Origin of the sequence: Flavobacterium collinsii (genome assembly GCF_902804485.1) — a bacterium.
Taxonomy (GTDB): Bacteria; Bacteroidota; Bacteroidia; order Flavobacteriales; family Flavobacteriaceae; genus Flavobacterium; species Flavobacterium collinsii.
Genome location: NZ_CADCST010000049.1, coordinates 13135 through 35144, shown reverse-complemented (window position 1 = coordinate 35144; position 22010 = coordinate 13135). Strand labels below are relative to the sequence as shown.

The 22010-nt window shown below is 36.3% G+C and carries 16 protein-coding genes; 5 read left to right on the top strand and 11 right to left on the bottom strand.

Going from position 1 to position 22010, the window contains the following annotated elements:
* Positions 1-441 precede the first annotated feature (441 nt).
* From FLA105534_RS01585 to FLA105534_RS01575, 3 genes are all read left to right on the top strand, one after another.
* Positions 442-3213, top strand: a complete 2772-nt coding sequence (locus FLA105534_RS01585; protein ID WP_173964299.1) for a bifunctional aconitate hydratase 2/2-methylisocitrate dehydratase — start codon at positions 442-444, stop codon at positions 3211-3213.
* A 127-nt stretch (positions 3214-3340) separates the two neighbouring features.
* Complete coding sequence (locus FLA105534_RS01580; RefSeq protein WP_173964298.1) at positions 3341-5605, top strand: aconitate hydratase; 2265 nt, start codon at positions 3341-3343, stop codon at positions 5603-5605.
* A gap of 354 nt (positions 5606-5959) precedes the next feature.
* Complete coding sequence (locus FLA105534_RS01575; protein ID WP_173964297.1) at positions 5960-7105, top strand: C40 family peptidase; 1146 nt, start codon at positions 5960-5962, stop codon at positions 7103-7105.
* Between the two features lie 3 nt (positions 7106-7108).
* Here FLA105534_RS01575 and FLA105534_RS01570 read toward each other — a convergent pair whose 3' ends face one another.
* The 5 genes from FLA105534_RS01570 to FLA105534_RS01550 all read right to left on the bottom strand — a co-directional run bounded on the left by FLA105534_RS01570 (position 7109) and on the right by FLA105534_RS01550 (position 10797).
* Positions 7109-7495 carry a response regulator gene (locus tag FLA105534_RS01570; protein ID WP_173964296.1) on the bottom strand — a complete coding sequence of 129 codons (387 nt, stop codon included), beginning with the start codon at positions 7493-7495 and terminating at the stop codon, positions 7109-7111.
* The gene (locus FLA105534_RS01565; RefSeq protein ID WP_173964295.1) at positions 7485-8909 is read right to left on the bottom strand and encodes a sensor histidine kinase; all 1425 of its coding nucleotides are present in this window, start codon (positions 8907-8909) and stop codon (positions 7485-7487) included. Before FLA105534_RS01565 ends, FLA105534_RS01570 begins: the two co-directional genes overlap by 11 nt.
* 500 nt (positions 8910-9409) lie before the next feature.
* Positions 9410-9907, bottom strand: coding sequence for a DUF5958 family protein (locus FLA105534_RS01560; protein WP_173964294.1), 498 nt, complete (start codon positions 9905-9907; stop codon positions 9410-9412).
* A 20-nt stretch (positions 9908-9927) separates the two neighbouring features.
* On the bottom strand, positions 9928-10347 hold the full coding sequence (locus FLA105534_RS01555) for a hypothetical protein (protein WP_173964293.1): 420 nt from the start codon (positions 10345-10347) through the stop codon (positions 9928-9930).
* A 36-nt stretch (positions 10348-10383) separates the two neighbouring features.
* Positions 10384-10797, bottom strand: coding sequence for a hypothetical protein (locus FLA105534_RS01550; RefSeq protein WP_173964292.1), 414 nt, complete (start codon positions 10795-10797; stop codon positions 10384-10386).
* A 434-nt stretch (positions 10798-11231) separates the two neighbouring features.
* Here FLA105534_RS01550 and FLA105534_RS01545 point away from each other — a divergent pair, with 434 nt between their 5' ends.
* Complete coding sequence (locus FLA105534_RS01545) at positions 11232-12647, top strand: APC family permease (protein ID WP_173964291.1); 1416 nt, start codon at positions 11232-11234, stop codon at positions 12645-12647.
* Between the two features lie 306 nt (positions 12648-12953).
* Here FLA105534_RS01545 and FLA105534_RS01540 read toward each other — a convergent pair whose 3' ends face one another.
* From FLA105534_RS01540 to dinB, 5 genes are all read right to left on the bottom strand, one after another.
* A complete protein-coding gene (locus FLA105534_RS01540; protein ID WP_173964290.1) occupies positions 12954-13415 on the bottom strand; it encodes a DUF1810 domain-containing protein in 462 nt (153 codons plus the stop codon).
* Between the two features lie 174 nt (positions 13416-13589).
* Positions 13590-14216 (bottom strand): alpha-ketoglutarate-dependent dioxygenase AlkB family protein, encoded by a 627-nt coding sequence (locus FLA105534_RS01535; protein ID WP_173964289.1) that lies wholly within the window; start codon positions 14214-14216, stop codon positions 13590-13592.
* 48 nt (positions 14217-14264) lie between these two features.
* The gene (locus FLA105534_RS01530) at positions 14265-15653 is read right to left on the bottom strand and encodes an exonuclease domain-containing protein (protein ID WP_173964304.1); all 1389 of its coding nucleotides are present in this window, start codon (positions 15651-15653) and stop codon (positions 14265-14267) included.
* A 111-nt stretch (positions 15654-15764) separates the two neighbouring features.
* Positions 15765-18818: a DNA polymerase III subunit alpha gene (locus FLA105534_RS01525; RefSeq protein ID WP_173964288.1), complete on the bottom strand. Its 3054-nt coding sequence runs from the start codon at positions 18816-18818 to the stop codon at positions 15765-15767.
* A complete protein-coding gene (gene dinB / locus FLA105534_RS01520) occupies positions 18818-19999 on the bottom strand; it encodes a DNA polymerase IV (protein ID WP_173964287.1) in 1182 nt (393 codons plus the stop codon). The genes FLA105534_RS01525 and dinB overlap by 1 nt, the downstream gene beginning before the upstream one ends.
* An 85-nt stretch (positions 20000-20084) precedes the next feature.
* Between dinB and FLA105534_RS01515 the strand changes: the two genes are divergently transcribed.
* A complete protein-coding gene (locus FLA105534_RS01515) occupies positions 20085-20858 on the top strand; it encodes an XRE family transcriptional regulator (RefSeq protein WP_173964286.1) in 774 nt (257 codons plus the stop codon).
* 205 nt (positions 20859-21063) lie between these two features.
* On the opposite strand, the gene FLA105534_RS01510 is transcribed toward FLA105534_RS01515, so the two are convergent.
* Complete coding sequence (locus tag FLA105534_RS01510) at positions 21064-21825, bottom strand: phosphatase PAP2 family protein (protein WP_173964285.1); 762 nt, start codon at positions 21823-21825, stop codon at positions 21064-21066.
* Positions 21826-22010: the final 185 nt, after the last annotated feature.

The window sequence follows — 22010 nt, the reverse complement described above, 5'->3', positions numbered from 1 at the left end:
TTGTAGTTATTTAAAAGTACTTTGAAATACAAAGTTATTAAAGAATTTGAATTACAAGCTTTTTATGCTATTTTTTTTTAAATCATGAAAAAGCTTAATGATGAAAAAAATGATTTTCAAAAATGAAAAAAAGGGGAGGGGTAAAAGCGCAACTATAACGTTGTAATTGCTTATTTAGAAAGGTTCTTTGTTAAAGTAGAAGTAAAATCTCACTTCATTTGTAACAACGAATTTCGACTTTGTTAAAGAAAGGATTTTAAATTACCAATAATTCATTTTTTTAATATAAAATTGGAATTTCGGCAAAAATGAGCAATGAAAATTGTTTTTTAGCAATAATAATTTTTGAAAAGGCGAGTTCTATTATATTTTTTTTAATTCTCGGCTTTAATACCTAAATTTGCGAACAAAAAATAAAAATACCTACAAAATACTTCTATTATGAACATTTATAAGGATTATATTCAAGAGATCGAAGAAAGAAAAATTCAGGGGCTTAACCCAAAACCAATTGATGGTGCTGAATTACTAAGCGAAATCATTGAGCAAATTAAAGATTTAAACAACGAGTACAGAGGGGATTCTCTTAACTTTTTCATTTACAATGTTGTACCGGGGACTACTAGTGCTGCTGGTACAAAAGCTAAGTTTTTAAAAGAAATCATTCTTGGTGAAGTTGAAGTAAAAGAAATAACACCAGCTTTTGCTTTTGAATTATTATCACACATGAAGGGTGGACCTTCTATTGAAGTGTTATTAGACTTAGCGCTTGGTAATGATGCTGCTATTGCTAAAGAAGCAGGAAAAGTTCTAAAAACGCAGGTTTACCTTTATGAGGCAGATACAGATCGTTTAAAGGAGGCTTTTAAAAACGGTAACGCAATCGCTAAAGAGATAGTTGAAAGCTATGCGCAGGCAGAGTTTTTTACTACATTACCGGAAGTGGTTGAAGAAATTAAAGTAGTTACTTATATCGCTGGAGAAGGAGATATTTCTACTGATTTGTTATCTCCGGGGAACCAGGCTCACTCCCGTTCTGATCGTGAACTTCACGGTAAATGTATGATTACTCCTCAGGCTCAAGAAGAAATCAAAGCGCTACAGGCGAAACATCCTGATGCAAGCGTTATGTTGATTGCAGAGAAAGGTACAATGGGAGTAGGTTCATCAAGAATGTCAGGGGTAAACAACGTGGCGCTTTGGACTGGTAAACAAGCAAGTCCATATGTACCATTTATTAATATTGCTCCGATCGTTGCAGGTACAAATGGTATTTCTCCAATCTTCCTAACAACTGTTGATGTTACAGGTGGTATTGGTTTAGACCTTAAGAACTGGGTGAAAAAATTAGATGCAGAAGGTAATGTTATTCGCAATGAAAATAACGAACCTATTCTGGAAGAAGCATACTCTGTTGCTACAGGTACTGTACTTACAATAAATACAAAAACAAAGAAATTATACAACGGCGACAAAGAGTTAATTGACATTTCTAAGGCATTCACGCCTCAGAAAATGGAATTTATAAAAGCCGGAGGATCATACGCAATTGTATTTGGTAAAAAACTTCAAACATTAGCTGCGAAACTTCTTAATATTGAAGCTCCTCTTGTATTTGCTCCGTCAAAAGAGATTTCTCATGAAGGACAAGGGCTTACAGCAGTAGAGAAAATTTTCAATAAAAATGCAGTTGGAATTGCTCCGGGTAAAGTTTTACACGCCGGATCAGATGTTCGTGTAGAAGTTAATATCGTAGGTTCACAAGATACGACTGGTCTTATGACAGCTCAGGAGTTAGAATCTATGGCTGCTACAGTAATTTCACCAATTGTTGACGGTGCTTACCAGTCTGGTTGTCACACCGCTTCAGTATGGGATAAAAAAGCTCAGGCTAATATTCCAAAGTTGATGAAATTCATGAACGATTTTGGTTTGATTACTGCTCGTGACCCTAAAGGAGTTTACCATGCAATGACAGATGTAATTCATAAAGTTCTTAACGATATTACGATTGATGAGTGGGCGATCATTATTGGTGGTGACTCACATACAAGAATGTCTAAAGGAGTTGCTTTTGGTGCAGACTCGGGAACAGTTGCGCTAGCACTTGCTACAGGTGAGGCTTCAATGCCAATTCCTGAATCAGTGAAGGTAACGTTCAAAGGAGAAATGAAAGATTATATGGACTTCCGTGATGTCGTTCACGCTACACAAGCCCAAATGCTTAAAAAGTTTGGTGGTGAAAACGTATTCCAGGGTAGAATTATTGAGGTTCATATTGGAACTCTTACTGCTGACCAGGCATTCACGTTTACAGACTGGACTGCAGAAATGAAAGCAAAAGCTTCTATCTGTATTTCTGAGGATGATACTCTGATCGAATCTCTTGAGATTGCAAAAGGCAGAATCCAGATCATGATCAACAAAGGAATGGACAATGAAAAACAAGTTCTTCAGGGATTGATCAATAAAGCAGATAAGAGAATTGCAGAGATCAAATCAGCTGAAAAACCAGCATTGACTCCGGATGCAAATGCGAAGTATTATGCTGAGGTTGTTGTTGATTTGGATCAGATTATTGAGCCAATGATCGCAGATCCGGATGTAAATAATGCAGATGTTTCTAAGCGATACACACACGATACCATCAGACCTTTGTCTTTTTATGGAGGAGAGAAAAAAGTAGATCTTGGATTTATTGGTTCTTGTATGGTGCACAAAGGAGATATGAAGATTTTGGCTCAAATGCTAAAAAATATAGAAGAGCAACATGGTAAAGTTGAGTTTAAAGCACCTCTTGTAGTGGCTCCGCCAACTTACAATATTGTAGATGAGCTTAAAGCCGAAGGAGACTGGGAAGTTTTACAAAGATATTCTGGTTTCGAATTTAACGATAGTGCTCCTAAAGGTGCTGCACGTACTGAATACGAAAACATGTTGTATTTAGAGCGTCCGGGATGTAACCTTTGTATGGGGAACCAGGAAAAAGCGGCAAAAGGAGATACCGTAATGGCAACTTCTACTCGTTTATTCCAAGGAAGAGTTGTTGAAGATACTGAGGGTAAAAAAGGAGAGTCATTGCTTTCTTCTACACCTGTTGTAGTATTGTCTACAATTTTAGGAAGAACCCCAACACTTGATGAGTATACAGCGGCAGTAGATGGTATTAGCCTAACCAGGTTTGCGCCTTCTCATAAACTGTTAGTGATGTAATCATACGATTAGTTATAATCATTATATATAGAGAGCCCGAGTGATAAACTCGGGCTTTTTCTTTTACAACTCCTCTATTTTTTGTAACTTGGGATGTTCAAAAAAACAAACAAAAACAATTATACTTATGGCTTTTGATATTGAAATGATTAAAAAAGTGTATGAGAACATGCCAGGTCGTGTTGATAAAGCACGCGAAATTGTTGGTCGTCCACTTACCTTAACGGAGAAAATTTTGTACAATCACCTTTGGGATGGAAATCCAACAAAGGCGTTTGGAAGAGGAGTAGATTATGTTGATTTTGCACCGGATCGTGTAGCTTGCCAGGATGCAACAGCTCAAATGGCATTGTTGCAATTTATGCACGCTGGTAAGCCTAAGGTAGCAGTGCCTACAACAGTACATTGCGATCACCTGATTCAGGCAAAAGTAGATGCTGCAACCGATTTGGCCAGAGCAAAAACACAAAGTAATGAAGTTTTTGATTTCTTATCATCAGTTTCTAATAAATACGGAATTGGTTTCTGGAAACCGGGAGCCGGAATTATTCACCAAGTGGTACTTGAAAATTATGCATTCCCGGGAGGAATGATGATTGGTACCGATTCTCACACTGTAAATGCAGGTGGTTTAGGAATGGTTGCTATTGGTGTTGGTGGAGCGGATGCTGTAGACGTGATGTCGGGTATGGCTTGGGAGTTGAAATTTCCAAAATTAATTGGAGTAAAACTAACAGGTAAATTATCAGGTTGGACAGCTCCAAAAGATGTTATTCTTAAAGTGGCAGGTATTCTGACTGTAAAAGGGGGGACAGGTGCTATTGTTGAATATTTTGGCGAAGGAGCAACTTCTATGTCTTGTACCGGAAAAGGTACCATTTGTAACATGGGTGCTGAAATTGGAGCTACAACTTCAACTTTTGGTTACGATGCTTCTATGAGCCGTTACCTGCGTTCTACAAACAGAGCTGATGTTGCGGATGCTGCAGATAAAGTTGCTTCTTACTTAACAGGAGACCCGGAAGTATATGCTAATCCGGAAAAGTATTTTGATCAGGTGATCGAGATTAACTTATCTGAATTAGAGCCGCATTTAAACGGCCCTTTTACTCCGGATTTAGCCACTCCAATTTCTAAAATGAAAGAGGAAGCCATAAAAAATAATTGGCCTTTACAAATTCAGGTAGGTTTAATTGGTTCTTGTACCAATTCCTCTTACGAAGATATTTCCCGCGCGGCTTCTTTGGCCAGACAGGTAAGTGCCAAAAACTTAAAAACGAAATCTCAATTTACAATTACGCCGGGTTCTGAAGTGGTTCGCTATACCATCGAACGTGATGGTTTTATTGATACCTTCCATAAAATAGGAGCGACCGTTTTTGCGAATGCTTGCGGACCTTGTATTGGTATGTGGGACAGAGAAGGAGCGGAGAAAGAAGAAAGAAACACCATTGTTCACTCTTTCAATCGTAACTTCTCTAAACGTGCAGATGGTAACCCGAATACTTTGGCCTTCGTGGGTTCGCCGGAATTGGTGACTGCTATGGCGATTGCAGGAGATTTAAGTTTTAATCCATTAACAGATACTTTAATCAATGAAGATGGAGAAGAAGTAATGTTAGAGGAACCTACAGGAGACGAATTGCCTCCAAAAGGATTTGATGTTAAAGATCCGGGATTCCAGTCTCCTGCTGAAGACGGTTCCGGAGTTCAGGTTGTGGTAAGTCCAACGTCTGAACGTTTGCAATTATTGGCTCCGTTTGATGCCTGGGATGGTAAAAATATTACAGGTGCAAAATTATTAATCAAAGCATTCGGAAAATGTACTACCGATCACATTTCTATGGCAGGACCATGGTTGCGTTTTCGTGGACATCTGGATAATATTTCTAACAATATGCTGATTGGTGCTGTAAACGCATTTAACCAAAAAACAAACTCGGTTAAAAATCAATTAACCGGAGAGTACGATGCAGTTCCGGCTGTAGCTCGTGCATACAAAGCTGCGGGAGTTCCGTCTATTGTTGTGGGAGATCACAATTATGGTGAAGGTTCGTCACGTGAGCATGCCGCTATGGAGCCGCGTTTCTTAGGGGTTAAAGCGGTATTGGTAAAATCTTTTGCCCGTATTCACGAAACAAACCTTAAAAAACAAGGTCTTTTGGGATTGACTTTTGCGAATGAAACCGATTATGATAAAATTCAGGAGAACGATATAATCAATTTTACTGATTTAACTGAGTTTGCTCCCGGGAAACCATTAACATTAGAGTTCGTTCACGCAGATGGTTCTAAAGATATTATCTTAGCGAATCACACTTACAACGAAGGTCAGATTGGCTGGTTTGTTGCAGGTTCAGCGTTAAACTTAATTGCTGCAGGGAAAGCCTAATCGATACGATTTACTTATATTAAAAATGCTCTGTGAAAAAAACAGAGCATTTTTTTTGCATTTTATAATTAATTTCAATGTTGCTTAATGTCATCTCACACGGTTTTCTGGTTAAGATTGGTTATTTTGGTTTGAAAATAATGTGTTTTATAAAGAGCATTATTTCAAAGGGTTGGCTCAATTTTTATGCCGCGTTTGTTAAATTGAACAAAATTAGTTGTTAAAAAAGATGCTTTTTTTACTTTAAAAAGTTAAATTCGCTTATCGGGTAAAATAATTCCCTTTTTTTGAGTTTATAATTCAGAAAGTAATTCAATTTAGAGCGTGTAATAAAAGATAAAAATGTAATAGATAATGGTTTGCAGGTTAATAGTAATTTTGTTTTTTTTCAGTGTCGGAGCTTTTTCACAAGAAAAGTATATTAAACACAAAATCTCACAAGGAGAAAATCTTACTGTAATTGCTAAAAAATACGGAGTAAAACCAAAAGATATTGCAGCAGCAAACCCTAATGCACCCAAAGTTCTAAAACTAAATTCCGTTTTATTAATACCCAACCATAATAAAACAGTTGCTAAAAAAGTTACCGAACCAGTTGTAAATACTACTCCGGTTGTAACTCCGGGTTCTCATGAAGTACTTGCTAAAGAAACGCTTTGGGGAATTTCGAAAAAATACAATGTTTCAGTTGATGACTTAAAGAAAGCCAATCCGCTTTTAGAAAGCGAAGGTTTAAAAATTGGACAGCAAATTAGCATTCCATCCAATACCACTGTCGATACTAACACTGCTGTAGCTACGGCTGCTCCGGTAATCGAGAATATTAAGGAGCCTGCAAAGGTTGAAGTAACCAGAGAGGTTTTGTCGAAAGAAACAAAATATGCCATTGCAAAAGAGTTTGGGATAACCGTTAAGGAATTGGAAAAACAAAATCCAGCAATTAAAAAGAGGCTAAAAGTGGGTTACCTGCTTAAGATTAATGTTTCGCCTGAAAAGGCAGCAGCTTTGCAAGAAGTAAAGTCTGCCGAAACTACTACAGCTACACCGCCGATTCAGATTGCTGAAGATACGACCGTAAAAAAAGATTCTACATTTGTAAGATTGGGTAATAATTCTGATTTGATTGATCAATTGATTGGAAATGCGACTGAGAATATTGGAACGCGTTATCGGTCGGGCGGAACAACGAAAGCCGGTTTTGATTGCTCAGGACTAATGATTTGTACCTTTAATAATTTTGATATCAAGCTGCCAAGAAGTTCGATCGAACAATCCAGAATTGGATTTAGGGTTGAAAGCGAAGCGGCACAAAAAGGAGATTTGATTTTCTTTAAAACCAATGGAAGACGCCGTATCAATCATGTTGGGATGGTAGTTGAGGTAACAGAAGGAGAAATTAAGTTTGTACATTCTTCTACTCACGGAGGTGTAATGATCTCATCTACTAAGGAACCTTATTACCAAAGAAGTTTTTCTCAGGTAAACAGAGTTCTTCAATAGTCTTCAATAGTTAAACAGTAGTGTTTTAAATTCTTCTATTGGGAAAGGCTTGTTTAAAAAAGCACTTACATACCTGTTTCTATTGATTTTTGCAATTTCATCCGGATCTAAGGTGGATGAAAGCACATAAATTCGAATTCTTTTTTTTATCTCTTTTTTTAATTTGTGAAACTCCTCGAGAAATTCGAAACCATTCATTATAGGCATCTGAATATCCAATAAAATAATGAGCGGATGGTTGTTGTTAGTAACAAGCCACTGAATTCCTTCTCTACCATTATTTGCGATGAATATCTCGTCAATATCCAGCACTTTTTTAAGTAACTGTGTAATGACAAGCTGATCGATCAAATTGTCATCGACGATTAGAAACACAGGTTTAGTTTGCATGAGAAATAGGAATTGCTACAATAAATTTACTCCCGACAGTATTTTCAGAGAAAACCGAAATACTTCCTTTGATGTTTTCTACAGCTTCTTTTGCAATATAAAGACCTAATCCAGAACCTTTGTTTTTGTTTGTACCAAAATACATTTCAAAAATACTGTCTTTAAATTCGTCTTTAATTCCAATTCCGTTATCTGTTATCTCTATTTTATCACAACCCTCGTCCGTATAAGTTTTAATCGAAATAAACATTTCCGGCTTATTGACATCGGCATATTTGATGGCATTGGAGAGTAAATTCGAAATAATGATTCTTAAACGTAGGTCATCGCTTTGGATGATATCGACTAATAATTCCTTTTTAAATTTTATTTTGTTGGCATTTTCAATATGCATCAATTGTGAAATAATCTCGTCAAATAGTTCCTTTAAGCTTACAGGTTCTATTACAACTTGTTTTCGTTTGTTTTTTGAATAATCGATGATGTCAACTATAAACTGATCCTGCTTGGTGAGACTTTTGTGCATGAGCGTTAAATAGTCTCTGATCTGGTGAATGTCATCTTCGAGTTGGGTAATTTCGATGAGACCTTTTAAAGATGTTATAGGCGATCTCAGATCGTGAGATGCACTGTAAACAAATCTATCCAGCTCGTGATTGACAAGGATAAGGTTTTCGTTTTTTTCTTCAATTTCTTTCTTGGAAATCACTAAACGCTTTACCATAATCGCATAGTACGAACATACGCTTATCACGATTATCAGAATAAAAACGATATTGGTTATAATCAGAAGGCTTTTAATTTTTCGTGTTCCTTCTCCCAAAGTATTTAAGAAGTTACGTTCGTTAATAGTGAGTTTGTCGCTGATTATACTAATTTCATTAAGAAATTTTTGCTGACTGGCAGGGGTCAAAAGATCTTGTTTTATCTCGGTATCTACTTGCTGGCCCAGCGTAGCTAATTTGAATATTAATTCGTCGCCCTGACCCCATTCATGAATTGCTTTTGCCAGAAAGGAAACATCTTTGAAGTTTACAAACAGCCAGACAATATCGTCGAGGTCATCTTTGTGATTCCGCCCTGTGAGAAATCCTTGTCGGGCAATTTCGGTATCTCCTTCTTTTAAAAGAGTTCTTCTGGCAACGCCATCCCCTTGGGGAACTTTTAACTCCTGAGAAAAAAGCTTCCATTGGTATGGGTCTTTAGTAAAAAGATACATAATGAGATATCGTGCCGCATCTTTTTGACCTTTTGAATAATGTGATTCGCCATTAACGTAAGCTCTGTTGGCAGATAATATTTTGATCGTAAAAAAGTTGATGCAGATAAGCAATGCGCAGGAAATAATTACTATTATCAACGGAATGAAAACATTCGGGAAACGTATATTTTTAAAAAACGGACTCTTAGGCATAATTTTCAGATTTGGAGGTTAATACTGCTTTTTCTTTATCCGGTAAGAATGCTTATGGCTGAAGGTGTCTTTCTAAGAAAAGCAGGTTACTGAGAGTGTTGTTTTTTAACGGTTTTAAAATAAACAATTGTTAATAAAAACTTAATTTCCTAAGATTGGTTTACACCCTCATAAATTTAATAAAAAAAGGATATAGTTTTACAAACGAGTTATTTTTTCTTGTTAAATTTATTTTTCGAGATGTTTTTTTATGTAATTGGATGATATGAGGTGTTTTATTGTTGTTTTTCGGATTTTGATAAAGTATAGTATACTGTATTGCGTAAAGTTTAATTTAGAAATGAAAAAATAACACAAATAAAAAAAATGGAATAAGTTATTCTTTTGTTTAACAATTCTGGATGTGATTTAAAAAGGCGCTTTTCTTATAGGTTATTAAAAAAGCTACAACTTTTTGGTGAGTTGTAGCTTCTAAGTATTTAAAGATAGGACTGTGTGTTTTATTCAAATTCATGCCAAAAATGTCCACAGCCATTTTTACATTCCATATTTCTTCGCTCAGTGTCTGTTGCTTTAAAAATCCAGAGTAATGAAATTAAAACTTTTTTATTTTCGTTTTCAGGAAGTTCCGCGAGTTTATAAAAAGCAATTCGTGTTGGGAAATTTTTTAAAAGTATAATAGGAGTATAGGTCGATTTTAATGGAATTGTATTAATGGCATTTTGATAAGTTTCTGTATCGTAATGAGTTTTTTCAGGAATAGCGTTGAATATATAATTTTTTAAAGTTATAAACAGCCTTTCAAAATCATAATCGGGATCTTCTAATAAAAGCTGTACTCCGAGATTAAAGTCTATTTTATCTTGGGCAACCTTATTGATTATTTCTTCTTCTTTAGACATTTGATACATAAAGATATTTTTGATTCTATTTTTATAAATTATTGCCTTGCAATATTGAGCTTTAATAAGAGCTAAAATATAAAATATCTCTTTCAATTGTTTAGATGGTATCGTTCTTATTGGCCCTTTTTATAATATTGAATGTCCTGGGAACCATCGCTAAAAGTTTGAATTATAGAAAGTTTATTATTCTTTTTACTAAAACTAATTTTTTCGTCATATTGAGAATTTCTCCATCTACCATCGATATTTGACCAGATAATTTTAGTGCCATCAAATTTTATTTTATACTCGAATTTCTTTCTATCTGATTTTCTAATATAGGATACATAGTATAAGTTTCCTTTTTTGATTGCAGTAATTATTTTAGGTTGCTGCCCCATAATAGACGCCATAGTATATCTGGCAATATCTTCATAAGTAAAAGTTTTTAATGTAGTTTTTTCTACTTTATTAGTTTCTTTAATGGCAATCTCTTTTTCTTGTTTATAACTAAGAGTAAGGATGAGAATTAGAAGGGGGATAATTAATTTCATGTTTTTTTATTTAGATAATTTGAGAAGTGTTTTGACTTATCTTCTTCTTGGAGCACTTCGCGTATGTGGAGCAACATAAGTTCCATTTTTTCTTGTATAACCTTTTACCTGAACGGATCCTCCCGATGAAGATCTTGTTGAGGATTTAGTGTAGCTATTACCTGAGGAATTGTTATTGTCTGAATAGTTACTGTTTGAATTGCTGGAAAAACTTGAATTGTTATATATTGGATTTATAGCCCATCCTTTAAAATTTTGCCATTTTATTTTTCGTGCTTTTTTATCACTTCTATTGATGTATGCGCCAGATCCTTTTGGAATTATGGTAACTGATTCTTTTCCATTTTCAGAAGTGAAAATCGGAGTATCTTCATCGATGTTGACAAAATAATAATTGGTAGAACAAGAATTAAGGACAAATAATAATAAGAGTAAGGAGATTTTTTTCATGGTTATTTGATTAAAGTAGATTATTAAGTTAGGTAATTTCTTTTCTAAGGTTAAGAGAATATATTCATTAGAAATGCGATCAAGAGAATAATTCTGATTGTGACAATTCTATCAGGTTCGATTACTATTCTATTAGGATGTCAAATGTAAACAGATGAAAAAGTATTATTTTATGGAAATCCGTAAAGTCAATAGTTATTTAAAAAGATCTGACAAGACGAGATTTGCGTGAGGGATAGAGGCGGTATCCTTTTGTAAAGTGAAACGAAACAAAAGATATAGCCGAAAGCCCGACCCGTAGGGACACGCCCAATTTACTTTAGATTTTTAGAATTTGGAATTTGATTTTTTAGGGTTTAGATTTTTGGATTTGAATTTTGAAATCTAAAATTTAAGAAAAAAGTATATCTTTAACCAACCCAAAAACTAAAATTATGCAAGAAAACGACCAGGGAGATTTTAAAAGAGAACTCGGATTATTAGATGGAACCATGCTTGTGGTAGGTTCTATGATTGGATCAGGAATATTTATTGTGAGCGCCGATATCACCAGGCAGGTAGGCTCGGCAGGATGGTTAACGTTAATTTGGCTCCTTTCGGGATTGATTACTGTAATAGCTGCTGTGAGTTACGGTGAGCTTAGCGCAATGTTCCCAAAAGCAGGAGGACAATATGTGTACCTAAAGGAAGCTTACAATAAACTAATTGCCTTTTTGTATGGCTGGAGTTTTTTTGCCGTAATCCAGACGGGAACGATTGCTGCGGTTGGAGTGGCTTTCTCAAAGTTTGCCGCTTATTTGTACGAGCCACTGAGTGACGAAAATATACTTTATGAATTGGGGGCTTTTAAGCTCAACGCGGCTCAGCTGGTTTCGATTTTTACAATTGTTGTATTAACGTTGATTAATAGCCGTGGTGTGAAGAATGGAAAAATTCTGCAAACTGTTCTTACTATTATCAAAATTTTATCCTTACTGGGATTAATTGTTTTTGGATTAACATTAGGCGCAAAAGCTTCGATTTGGGATGCCAATTGGGGAGAAAATGCTTGGGCAACACGTACCTATAATGCAGAAAGCGGCTCATGGCTGCCTATTAGCGGAACAGCTTTAATTAGTGGAATTTCGGCTGCGATGGTGGGCTCGTTATTTTCAAGTGATGCCTGGAATGGCGTTACCTTTATTGCTGGTGAAATTAAAAACCCAAAGCGTAATGTCGGTTTCAGTTTGTTTTTAGGAACTTTTATTGTGACGATTATTTATGTTTTGACAAATTTGATGTATTTAGCGGTAGTTCCGTTAGACGAGATTGCCACAGCTAAATCAGATCGTGTAGCAGTAGTGGCTTCGCATTATATTTTTGGTAATATTGGTACGCTGATTATTGCGATCATGATTATGATTTCGACTTTTGCGTGCAACAACGGATTAATTATGGCGGGTGCGAGAGTATACTATACCATGGCCAAGGACGGTCTTTTCTTTAAAAAAGCGGCCGTTTTGAATGAATCAAGTGTTCCGGGCTGGGCTTTATGGGCACAGTGTTTCTGGGCTTCGGCTTTGTGTCTGACAGGGAAGTATGGTGATTTGTTAGATTTTGTAATTATCATTGTATTGATTTTTTACATTTTAACTATTTATGGAATCTTCATTTTGAGAAAAAAGATGCCGGAAGCTGAACGACCATATAAAGCTTTTGGATATCCATTTTTACCAATGCTGTACATTGTGATTGCGACTGCAATTTGTATTTCGTTGTTGCTTACAAAATTCTCAACCTGCGGATGGGGAGTTTTGATCATGTTAACGGGAATTCCGGTGTATTACTTGACGAAACCGAAAGAAGTTTAAAAGGAGGTACTAAGGTGCTGAGATACTAAGGTTCTAAGTTTAAATGCGGTGTGAATTTGCCCGCGGGTTCTACGGATCAAGCGGATTAACGCAGGTTTTCTTTTTTTACTTTGATTTTATTTCAAAATATAAATGCCTTGCTTTTAAGCAAGGCATTTTTTTATGGTTTCTTTCGAGTAATAAAAAATCGGTACAAACCCGTTTCATCCGTAAAATCTGTGGGCCAAAAAAAACACTACTAATTTGCAAAAAGCAAAAAAACGTAGTGTTTTTAATTGAAATGATCTAATGTATTGAAAATGGAAATTATACCATTTCAGTTTCAACAGAAGATTTTATAGATGAATTAATAATAGACAAAGTAAGAGGATCTTTTTCTCCTGAGAAAAAAGCATCTAAGATTTCCTGAAATACAGGATTTGTATTTTCTACCAAAGAGAAAAGTGTCATAGACGAACGTAATTTACGCGCATCTAAATCACCTAAAATTCCATCGGCTGATTTTCTTTTAAAAGTCAAAAATAGCTCTGAAATTTCGATAAGGTGTTTTCCTAAAATAGGGTGTTCTAAAAACTCGGTTGCTTCTTTTAGATCGTTAATGGCATAATAATTTGCAGTATCGCTCTTACCCAATCCTTTAATTTGAGGAAAAATGAACCACATCCAGTGTGTCTCCTTTTTTCCTTTTTTTATTTCAGAAAGAGCAGTAAGATAAAGTTTGTTTTGCGCATCTAAAAAACGCATTAAATCATTGTTTGAATAAGCCATTGTGGTAATGTATATGTAAAAAAAGGTTGCAAAAGTAGTAAAAAAGATAGGGTTTGCCTAATAAAAGGTTCATACACTGAGTATTTTAACTTTTTGAGGAGGAATTTTCTACACTATTTTACAGTAGAAATAACGCCTTTTGAGTTATTATATTTCAGGACAAGTTTTACAAAATCAACTTTTTCTGTCCGTTCTTCTAAAGGTCAGGTTGATCCTTGGTAAAACATCACGAGCAGTTTTTGGAACCTGATGTTGCCAAAAACTATTGGTCGTTCCGGACATTAATAGAAAAGAACCATGATGTAGCGGAATTTCTACTTGTGGAATTTCTTTTCGGAATTTATGTCGTAATCGGAACATTCGGGTTTCTCCAAAAGTAACCGAAGCTATAATTGGGTTTGGTCCGGAGTTATGTTCTTTGTCGCTATGCCAGGAAACACCATCATTACCATTTCGATATAAATTAAGTAACAGACTATTAAAATCAAGCTGGGTTTCTTTTTCAACACGGCCTCTAATCGTTAACAATTCATAAGTCCAGTCAGGGCCATTTTGATCTGCTCCCGCATTATCTTTATCTTCGTACCAGGAAATCATTCGAGGGGCTGTAACAATTTTATCATACATTTCCATTTCATATTCTCTCCATTTAGTTTGATGAAGTAATTTTTCGTAAAAACGATCAGATTCTTCTTTGGTAAAAAAGTTATCGATCAAAATAAGTTCTGCATCAGGCAGGTCAAATATTTTTTTTCCTTTCAAACCTGTGGCAAATAATTCGGTATCGCTAAATAGTGTCATAAGTCAATACTTTAAGTTTATAGCTCTATTTTAAAAATTAGATTCGTTTTATATCCTTGATGTTAGCAAGTTTTTGTTGAAAAAAACTTTTCGGGGATTTTTCTCTGCATAAGCAAAAATCAATTGCACAATGTATTGATTGCTTTTATAAGGCGTGGTATAATTTTTTACTTCCGAAGGATCAGTAATCGCAACATCCAACGGAATATATCCCATGCCATAAAAATGGCCGTTTTCTATCCAAATGCAACTGCGTTCGTGCGCTGTTCTTCCTTTTTCTATAATGGCAAAAGTGGGTCTGTTGCTTAATAAAAAATCAATAGCCTTGTCGACTTGCTCATTATGGAGGAAGGCATCCGGCAAATCTTTTGCATCATTATTTTGAAATAGTTCTCCTTCTTCAGGTTTTGAATATTTACAAAATCGATAATCAATTTCAAATCGTTCTGCTAAGCCCCGTAGTATATTTGTTGCTTCGTATAAACTACTGAAATGCTCAATACACGATTGAAATTTATTGAGTTTTCCGATAGCCAGATATTTATATCCGTTGCGGGCTTCATATTGGTACAAGCCAAATTTTGGTTCAAATCGTTTTAAAGCCCTGTTGTACGTTGGCCAAAGGTGTTTGATTTCGGTACATTCTAATAGCAGCGCCATTAACTCGTTGCCACAAACTTCATAGGAAATGGAATAAATATCCCGTAAGAAGTTTTGTCTTTGCGGATTAATTTTGTGACCGCTAAAATGAGAGGCAACACGTTTTTTTATATTAACCGCTTTTCCCACGTAGATTACTTTTTTTACCTCATTATAAAAATAATATACACCCGGTTTTTCCGGTAAATTATTAAAATCTTCTGGCGGAAGGTTAGGAGGTAAACGCTGATCTTGTGCCGTGTTTTTGATCATTTGTTCCATATGACCTTCATCGTCCCATTCGAGTAATCGCGAAAACAATATGGCAGTAGCGGCTGCATCTCCGCCGGCACGATGCTGGTTTTCTAAAGGGATGTCGAGTGAATTGCAAAGTTTTCCTAAACTATAGGAAGGGAAACCCGGTCTGATTTTTCTGGCTGCGCGAACGGTACATAACTTTCTTGCTGTCCATTTAAAGCCTGCTTGTTCAAGTTGATGACGAACAAATGAATAATCAAAATTGACATTATGAGCGACGAAGATTCGATCCGTAAGCATCTCTAGCACTTTCTCTGAAATATCATCGAAGATTGGCGCATTAGCGACCATTTCATTGTTAATACCCGTTAAAGCAAAAATAGCAGGAGGTATTTCCTGTTGTGGGTTCACAAGCGTTTCAAAGCGGTCTATTACTTTTTCACCATCGTGAATAATAATGGCAATTTCTGTAATGCAGCTGCCACTGGCATTTCCGCCTGTGGTTTCGATATCGACTATGGCATATTCTGTTTTTTTCATCTCATTTATATAACGTAGATTCATTTCTTTTTAGTTTCCAGTCTCAGTTTCAGTGTGCATTTTTTAATGACTATTTATCTGGCTGGAAACTGTGACGGCTGTTATTGAAAACTAAAATTTCATTCGGTGCCGGGGCAAATTAATCTCATGTCCTTGCGGATAAGGGTCCCGATGCGTTGGACTAACATCTTCTTTAATTTGGCGTTGTGTTTTAAACTGATCTTTAGCATCCATATAGCGCGGATCCGGAATAAAAGGCATTTTGGCCATTTTGGTTATTGTAATGGTTGGAAAATGATAATCGACTTCGACATTTCCTAATAAAAGATAGCAGCCGCCACCCTGAAAAGGATAGTTTGCGAGACTATCAGGAAAATGTGCAGTATCAAAATAAGTGCCTTCATGATCGATCCAGGTACCAAAATACATCGTTCCTTTCTTAGTAGGAACTTGTTTTCTTGAGATGAGGTAAGCGAGCATGCGGACTTGTTTTTTATGATGGGCTACTAAATCTTTGGCCATAATATCACCACGGTGTTTGGTTTGTAAAAGATCAAAAACGGTACAGGATACAGGAAAGCTTAATAGTTCAATTTCATCAAAAGCATCTTCATATAAAGAACGTTCCAGAGTAGGAAGTTTGTATTCCTTTACCGGTTCCTGTATCAGCCTCAGGTTTGTGTTTTCGGGTTTGAAATTATTAAGAAGTAAACTTGCGACGACCAAAAGCTGATTTTTGGTTTTTCCTGTAAAACGAAAAGCATCTATAAAAATTAGAATTTTCATGCTCTCAATGCCAATAGGAATTCGGTTGATAAAATCCTCCAAAGAAAGAAAAGCCCCGTTTTTCTCCCGATCCGATTCGATTAAGTGAGCCGTTTTAGACTCCAGGCTTTGCAGATGCATAAAGCCAAGATAAATGTCTGTACCATATAAAGTAGTCTGATATTCGCTTTTATTCACACAGGGGTTGTGTATGTTGCCGCCTGACATACGCGCTTCGTGTACGTAAACTTCGGTTCTGTAAAATCCGCCCTGATTATTAATTACTGCGGTCATAAACTCTACAGGGTAATAAACTTTCAGGAACAAACTCTGATAACTTTCTACGGCATAAGAAGCCGAGTGCGCTTTGCAAAAAGAGTATCCGGCAAAAGATTCAATTTGACGGTAAATTTCCTGACTCAGCATTTCCGGATGTCCTTTTTGAGCACAGCTCGCATAGAAATTATCTTTTACTTTTTGCAAAGCTTCCAGAGATCTTCCTTTTCCGGACATGGCACGACGTAGAATATCGCCGTCAGCAGCGGGAAGTCCGCCGTAATGCTGCGCGATTTTAATCACATCTTCCTGATAGACCATAATACCATACGTTTCACCGAGGTGCTCCCTGAAGACCTCGTGAAAATACTCAAACTGGGTTGGATTATTATGGCGAAAAATATACTCTTTCATCATTCCGGATTGTGCTACACCGGGCCGAATGATAGAGGAAGCCGCCACCAGAATTTTATAATTATCACAATTCAGTCGGCGTAATAAACCACGCATGGCTGGGCTTTCGATATAAAAGCAGCCAATCGTTTTTCCCTGAGCCAAATAGATATTGCATAAAGCTTCGTCTTTAGAAATGGAAGTATTGCGAATGTCAACTTTTATACCCCGGTTTTTGGCAATGAGTTTTACGCTGTCGTCAATATGACCAATACCTCGCTGACTCAGGATGTCGAATTTTTCAAAACCAATCTCTTCTGCAATATGCATGTCGAACAATACAATCGGAAATCCTTTTGGAGGCATTTCTAAAGGAGTATAATTCGTAATAGGTTCTTCGGAAATTAAAATGCCACAGGCGTGCATGCTGCGCTGGTTTGGATATTTGCCGAGCATACGACCATAATACTGAACCTGTTTTACGATCTTATTGGTTTCGTGAAGCTCTTCGGGATTTTTAGCCAGCATATCCAGTTCTTCTTTTGGAAGCCCGAAAACTTTTCCAACTTCTCTAAAAATAGATCGGTACTTGAATTCGACATTCGTACCGCAAAAAGCAACATGATTTTTACCGTATTTTCCGAAGATATATTCCAGAATTATATTTCGTTCCTGCCAGCTCCAGTCAATATCAAAATCGGGAGGAGTTTTGCGGTTGAGGTTTAAAAAACGTTCAAAATACAAATCCAGTTCAATAGGGCAGATGTCTGTAATTCCGAGACAATAGGCGATAATGCTGTTTGCACCGCTTCCGCGACCAATATGCATAAAACCCTGACGGTTGCTGTATTGAATAATGTCCCAGGTGATTAAGAAATATCCGCTGAATTCTAATTCATCGATAACTTTCAGTTCTTTTTCGACACGTTTTTTTGCTTCCTGGTTCTCGTCTTCATAACGGTTTTTGAATCCTTCCCAAGCCAGGGCGGTCAGTTTTTCTAAATCTTCCTGACGACTATTAGTATAGAATTTTTTGTTTTTTGGAACTCCAAAATCATATTCAAAATTACAGGAATCAATAATTTTCTGAGTATTGGTTATGATTTCAGGATATTTTTCATAAAAAGGCAAAAGAGATTCCAAAGGTTGCAGCATTTCAGAAGCTTTGCAGTAATCAGATTCTGTTAGTTTAGATAAAATAATATTGGTGTCAATTGCCCGAAGAATTTTATGCAGATTGTGTTCTGTTTTAGTTCTAAAAGTGACAGGCTGCAAAACAACCATCTGATTCATTTTATTTTTGTGTTCAGATGTAAAAAGCTTTGAAACTTCTTCAGGACGAATACCGATAAATTCATTTTTGCGAAGAACTTTAGGAGCATTTTCTAAGGTATAAATCACGAAAACGGATTTAAATTCGGGAGCAATTAAAGGCAATGGTTCTCCGCTGAAATTATGTTCTGTTAAGAAGCGGTTCATTTCGGCTAAACCTTCTGCATTTTGAGCTAACCCAATATATCGAAATTCATGATTGGATCGAAATTCCATCCCAACTAAAGGTTTAATTCCTTTTTCCTGACATGCTTTTATAAAATCATAAATTCCGGTAACGGTATTAATATCTGTAAGCGCCATTGTTTTTATACCACAGGAAACGGCCTGATCAACCAATTCCTTAAGCGGAATTGTGCCGTAACGTAATGAATGGTATGAATGACAATTAAGATGCATTATTTGGTTCGTTTTAAAATATCGTCTTTAGTATTAGGTTTAAAAGAAGCTCCGGCACAGCGCATTACGGCGTCAAAACCATAACGTTTTTTCATTTTATCCATCGCTTCATAAAGTGATAACATTTCCTGAGTGTCTTCAAAAAGATCAATTTGGTAGGTTCCGCGCACCAATCCGCTAAAGCGAATGCCAATCAGGCGAAGTCGCATTCGGCGCTGGTAGACTTTTTCAAAAAGTTCCGTCACATTTTTGGTCAGGATATGATCGGCTGAGGTATAAGCCACTCTGCACTGTTTGGTTTCGGTATCAAAATTAGCGTAGCGTATTTTAACCGTAACCGTTGAGGTTAGCCATTGCTCGGCCCGAAGCTGGAAAGCCAGTTTTTCGACCATTCCTAAAAGTATTCTTTTCAGTTTTGCAATGTCGATTGTATCCTGAGAAAAAGTGGTTTCGGTAGATATTGATTTTCTTTCGGTATAGGGTTCAACGGGAGTGTGGTCAATTCCGTGTGCTTTTTTCCAGAGTTCCAGACCATTTTTACCAATCATTTGTTGTAAAATCTCGGCAGGCATTTCGGCTAGAGTCTGAATTTTACGAACGCCAATTCTGGACAAAAGCTGAAAAGTAACCGCTCCAACCATTGGGATTTTCTGAATCGATAAAGGATTTAAAAAGTCTTGCACCTCTTGTTCCGGAATTTCGAGCTTTCCTACTGGTTTGCCTTCTCCGGTTGCAATTTTAGAAACCGTTTTATTAATAGACAATGAAAAGCTAATGGGTAATCCGGTTTCTTTAATTACAGATTGTGCCAATTCGTTGGTCCATTTATAACTGCCGTGAAATTTATCCATCCCGGTAATGTCGAGATAAAACTCATCGATACTGGCTTTTTCTAAAACGGGTGCTTTTTCCTGAAGGATTTGTGTAACATCATGTGATAATTGCGAATACAATTCCATATCACCTTTCATGACTTTTGCGTCTGGACAAAGTTTTAATGCCATACGAATCGGCATGGCAGAACGGACTCCAAATTTACGGGCTTCATAGGAACATGAGGCCACAACACCACGGTCTCCACCGCCTATAATAAGCGGAATTCCGTTTAGTTCAGAGTTGGTGCGTCTTTCACAGGATACAAAAAAGGTATCCAGATCCATGTGTACAATTGCCCTTGCCATTTTCTTGTTTTTGTAGTAAACAAAATTAGTACAGATGATAACATTTTTTTGTATATTTGTTGTTCCAAATTATAACAAATTAATTATGTCCTTATTTTCAGATAACATCAGAGCATTGAGGGTTAAGCATAAAATATCGCAGGAGAAATTAGCTGAGAACCTAAAGATTACCCGAGGAAGATATGTTAAATACGAGGACGGAACCTCTGAGGCGCCGTACGATATCTTGAAACAAATTGCTTTATATTTTCATACGAGTATTGACTTACTATTGTCTGTCGATATACGAAAGATTGATATAGAAAATTTGATAAAACTGGAAGGCAACCGACTTATTCTACCCATACAAGTAGACCGTTTTGGGGAGAATTATATCGAAATTGTATCTCAACGAGCAAAAGCAGGTTACTTAAACGGATATGCCGATCCGGAGTATATTGAAAGTTTACAACAAGTCTCTCTTCCGTTTTTAGGTCCGGGTAAACATCGCGGATTTCCTGTAGAAGGCGATTCGATGCCACCACATGAAGACGGATCTATTATTATTGGCCGTTATGTAGAAAGGCTGGGAGAGGTGATGGATGGTAAGACGTATATCCTGATTACCAAAAATGAAGGAATGGTTTACAAACGTCTGAATAAAAACAAAAAGAATACTTTGGTTTTAGAATCTGATAATCGTTTTTATCCAAATTATGAAGTGAAAGCCTCAGATATCTTAGAAATCTGGGAATACGAATGTAATATTGGAAGAAGTGATAAACGCCATGAACAGACAGAATCTCAAAGTATGAAAGATTTACTTCTGGAGGTAAAAAGAGAGGTAATGGAGATTAAGAATAATACGGCGAATACGTAATTTTTTGCCACAGATTGTACAGATTAGAAGGAATTTTGAATAGCTTTTTCTAGTTTTTTGTCACGAATTACACAAATTATCACAAATTTCTATTCAAACTACAATCAATACAATTCGCGAAAATTTGTGTAATTCGTGGCAAAAAAAACTTTTATTCTGCCGCTCTAAATAAATTTTACGTCTTAGCGTCTTTGTGGAAAAAAAACTAAAAAACCTTCACAAACCCCAATCCGTATTGTTTACCATTATAAAACGGCATTACCATAGAAGTTGATTTATTTTCAGAAGATGATTTAAATAATTTTTTGGTAATGTAGGGATTAATCCAGTAGGCAATTTTGGTACTCAAAATTCCGATTCCGGCTCCGGCAGCAACATCCGTTAACCAATGACGGTTGTTGTAAATTCTGAAAAGCCCTGTTCCGGTTGCTACAGCATAACCGGCAATTCCGTACCAAATCGATTTGTCTTTGTATTCCTGCCATAAAAACTCCGCTCCGGCGAAAGCAGTCGCCGTATGTCCGGAAGGGAACGAGTTTTTTGAGCTTCCATCAGGTCTTTCTACATGTGAAATCGATTTTAAACCCAAAACTGTCGAAGCCATGATAACGTATGAAGTTACAAAAATGACAGACCGATCCCGTATATTATTCTTTCCTTTCACACCAAAAGCATTCAGGGCATAAACGGAAGCAGCCGGTGCATATTGAGAGAAATCATCAATAGTGATTTTGTTGTCAATATCTTCAGTAACTTCATTTTTGATTTGATGATTAAAACTTAAAAGTTGGTCGCTTTCAAGTCCAATTACTCCATAACCAATTAAAACGCCCGGAATGATTAGTTGCTTGTAATTGAATTTTAATTGTCGTGAAGTACTGTCAATTTTTGTTATAGAATCATTTTGCTGTGCATTGGCACCAAAAAAAACAAATAAAAATACCAGAGAAATCGCTTTGTAAAACATCTTCGTTATTGTTAAAAGTTGCAATAATAACGTATGTCTGACCTAAGTATTTTTGGTTTAACTGAACCTTAAGCGAATATTAACCCGGTAGCTTTAAAATAGAGAATTGAATTAAGATTGACTAAATATTATACCGCTTTGTGTGATCACTTTGGGTTAAGTCGAAGGGCTTTACAGTGGAAAAG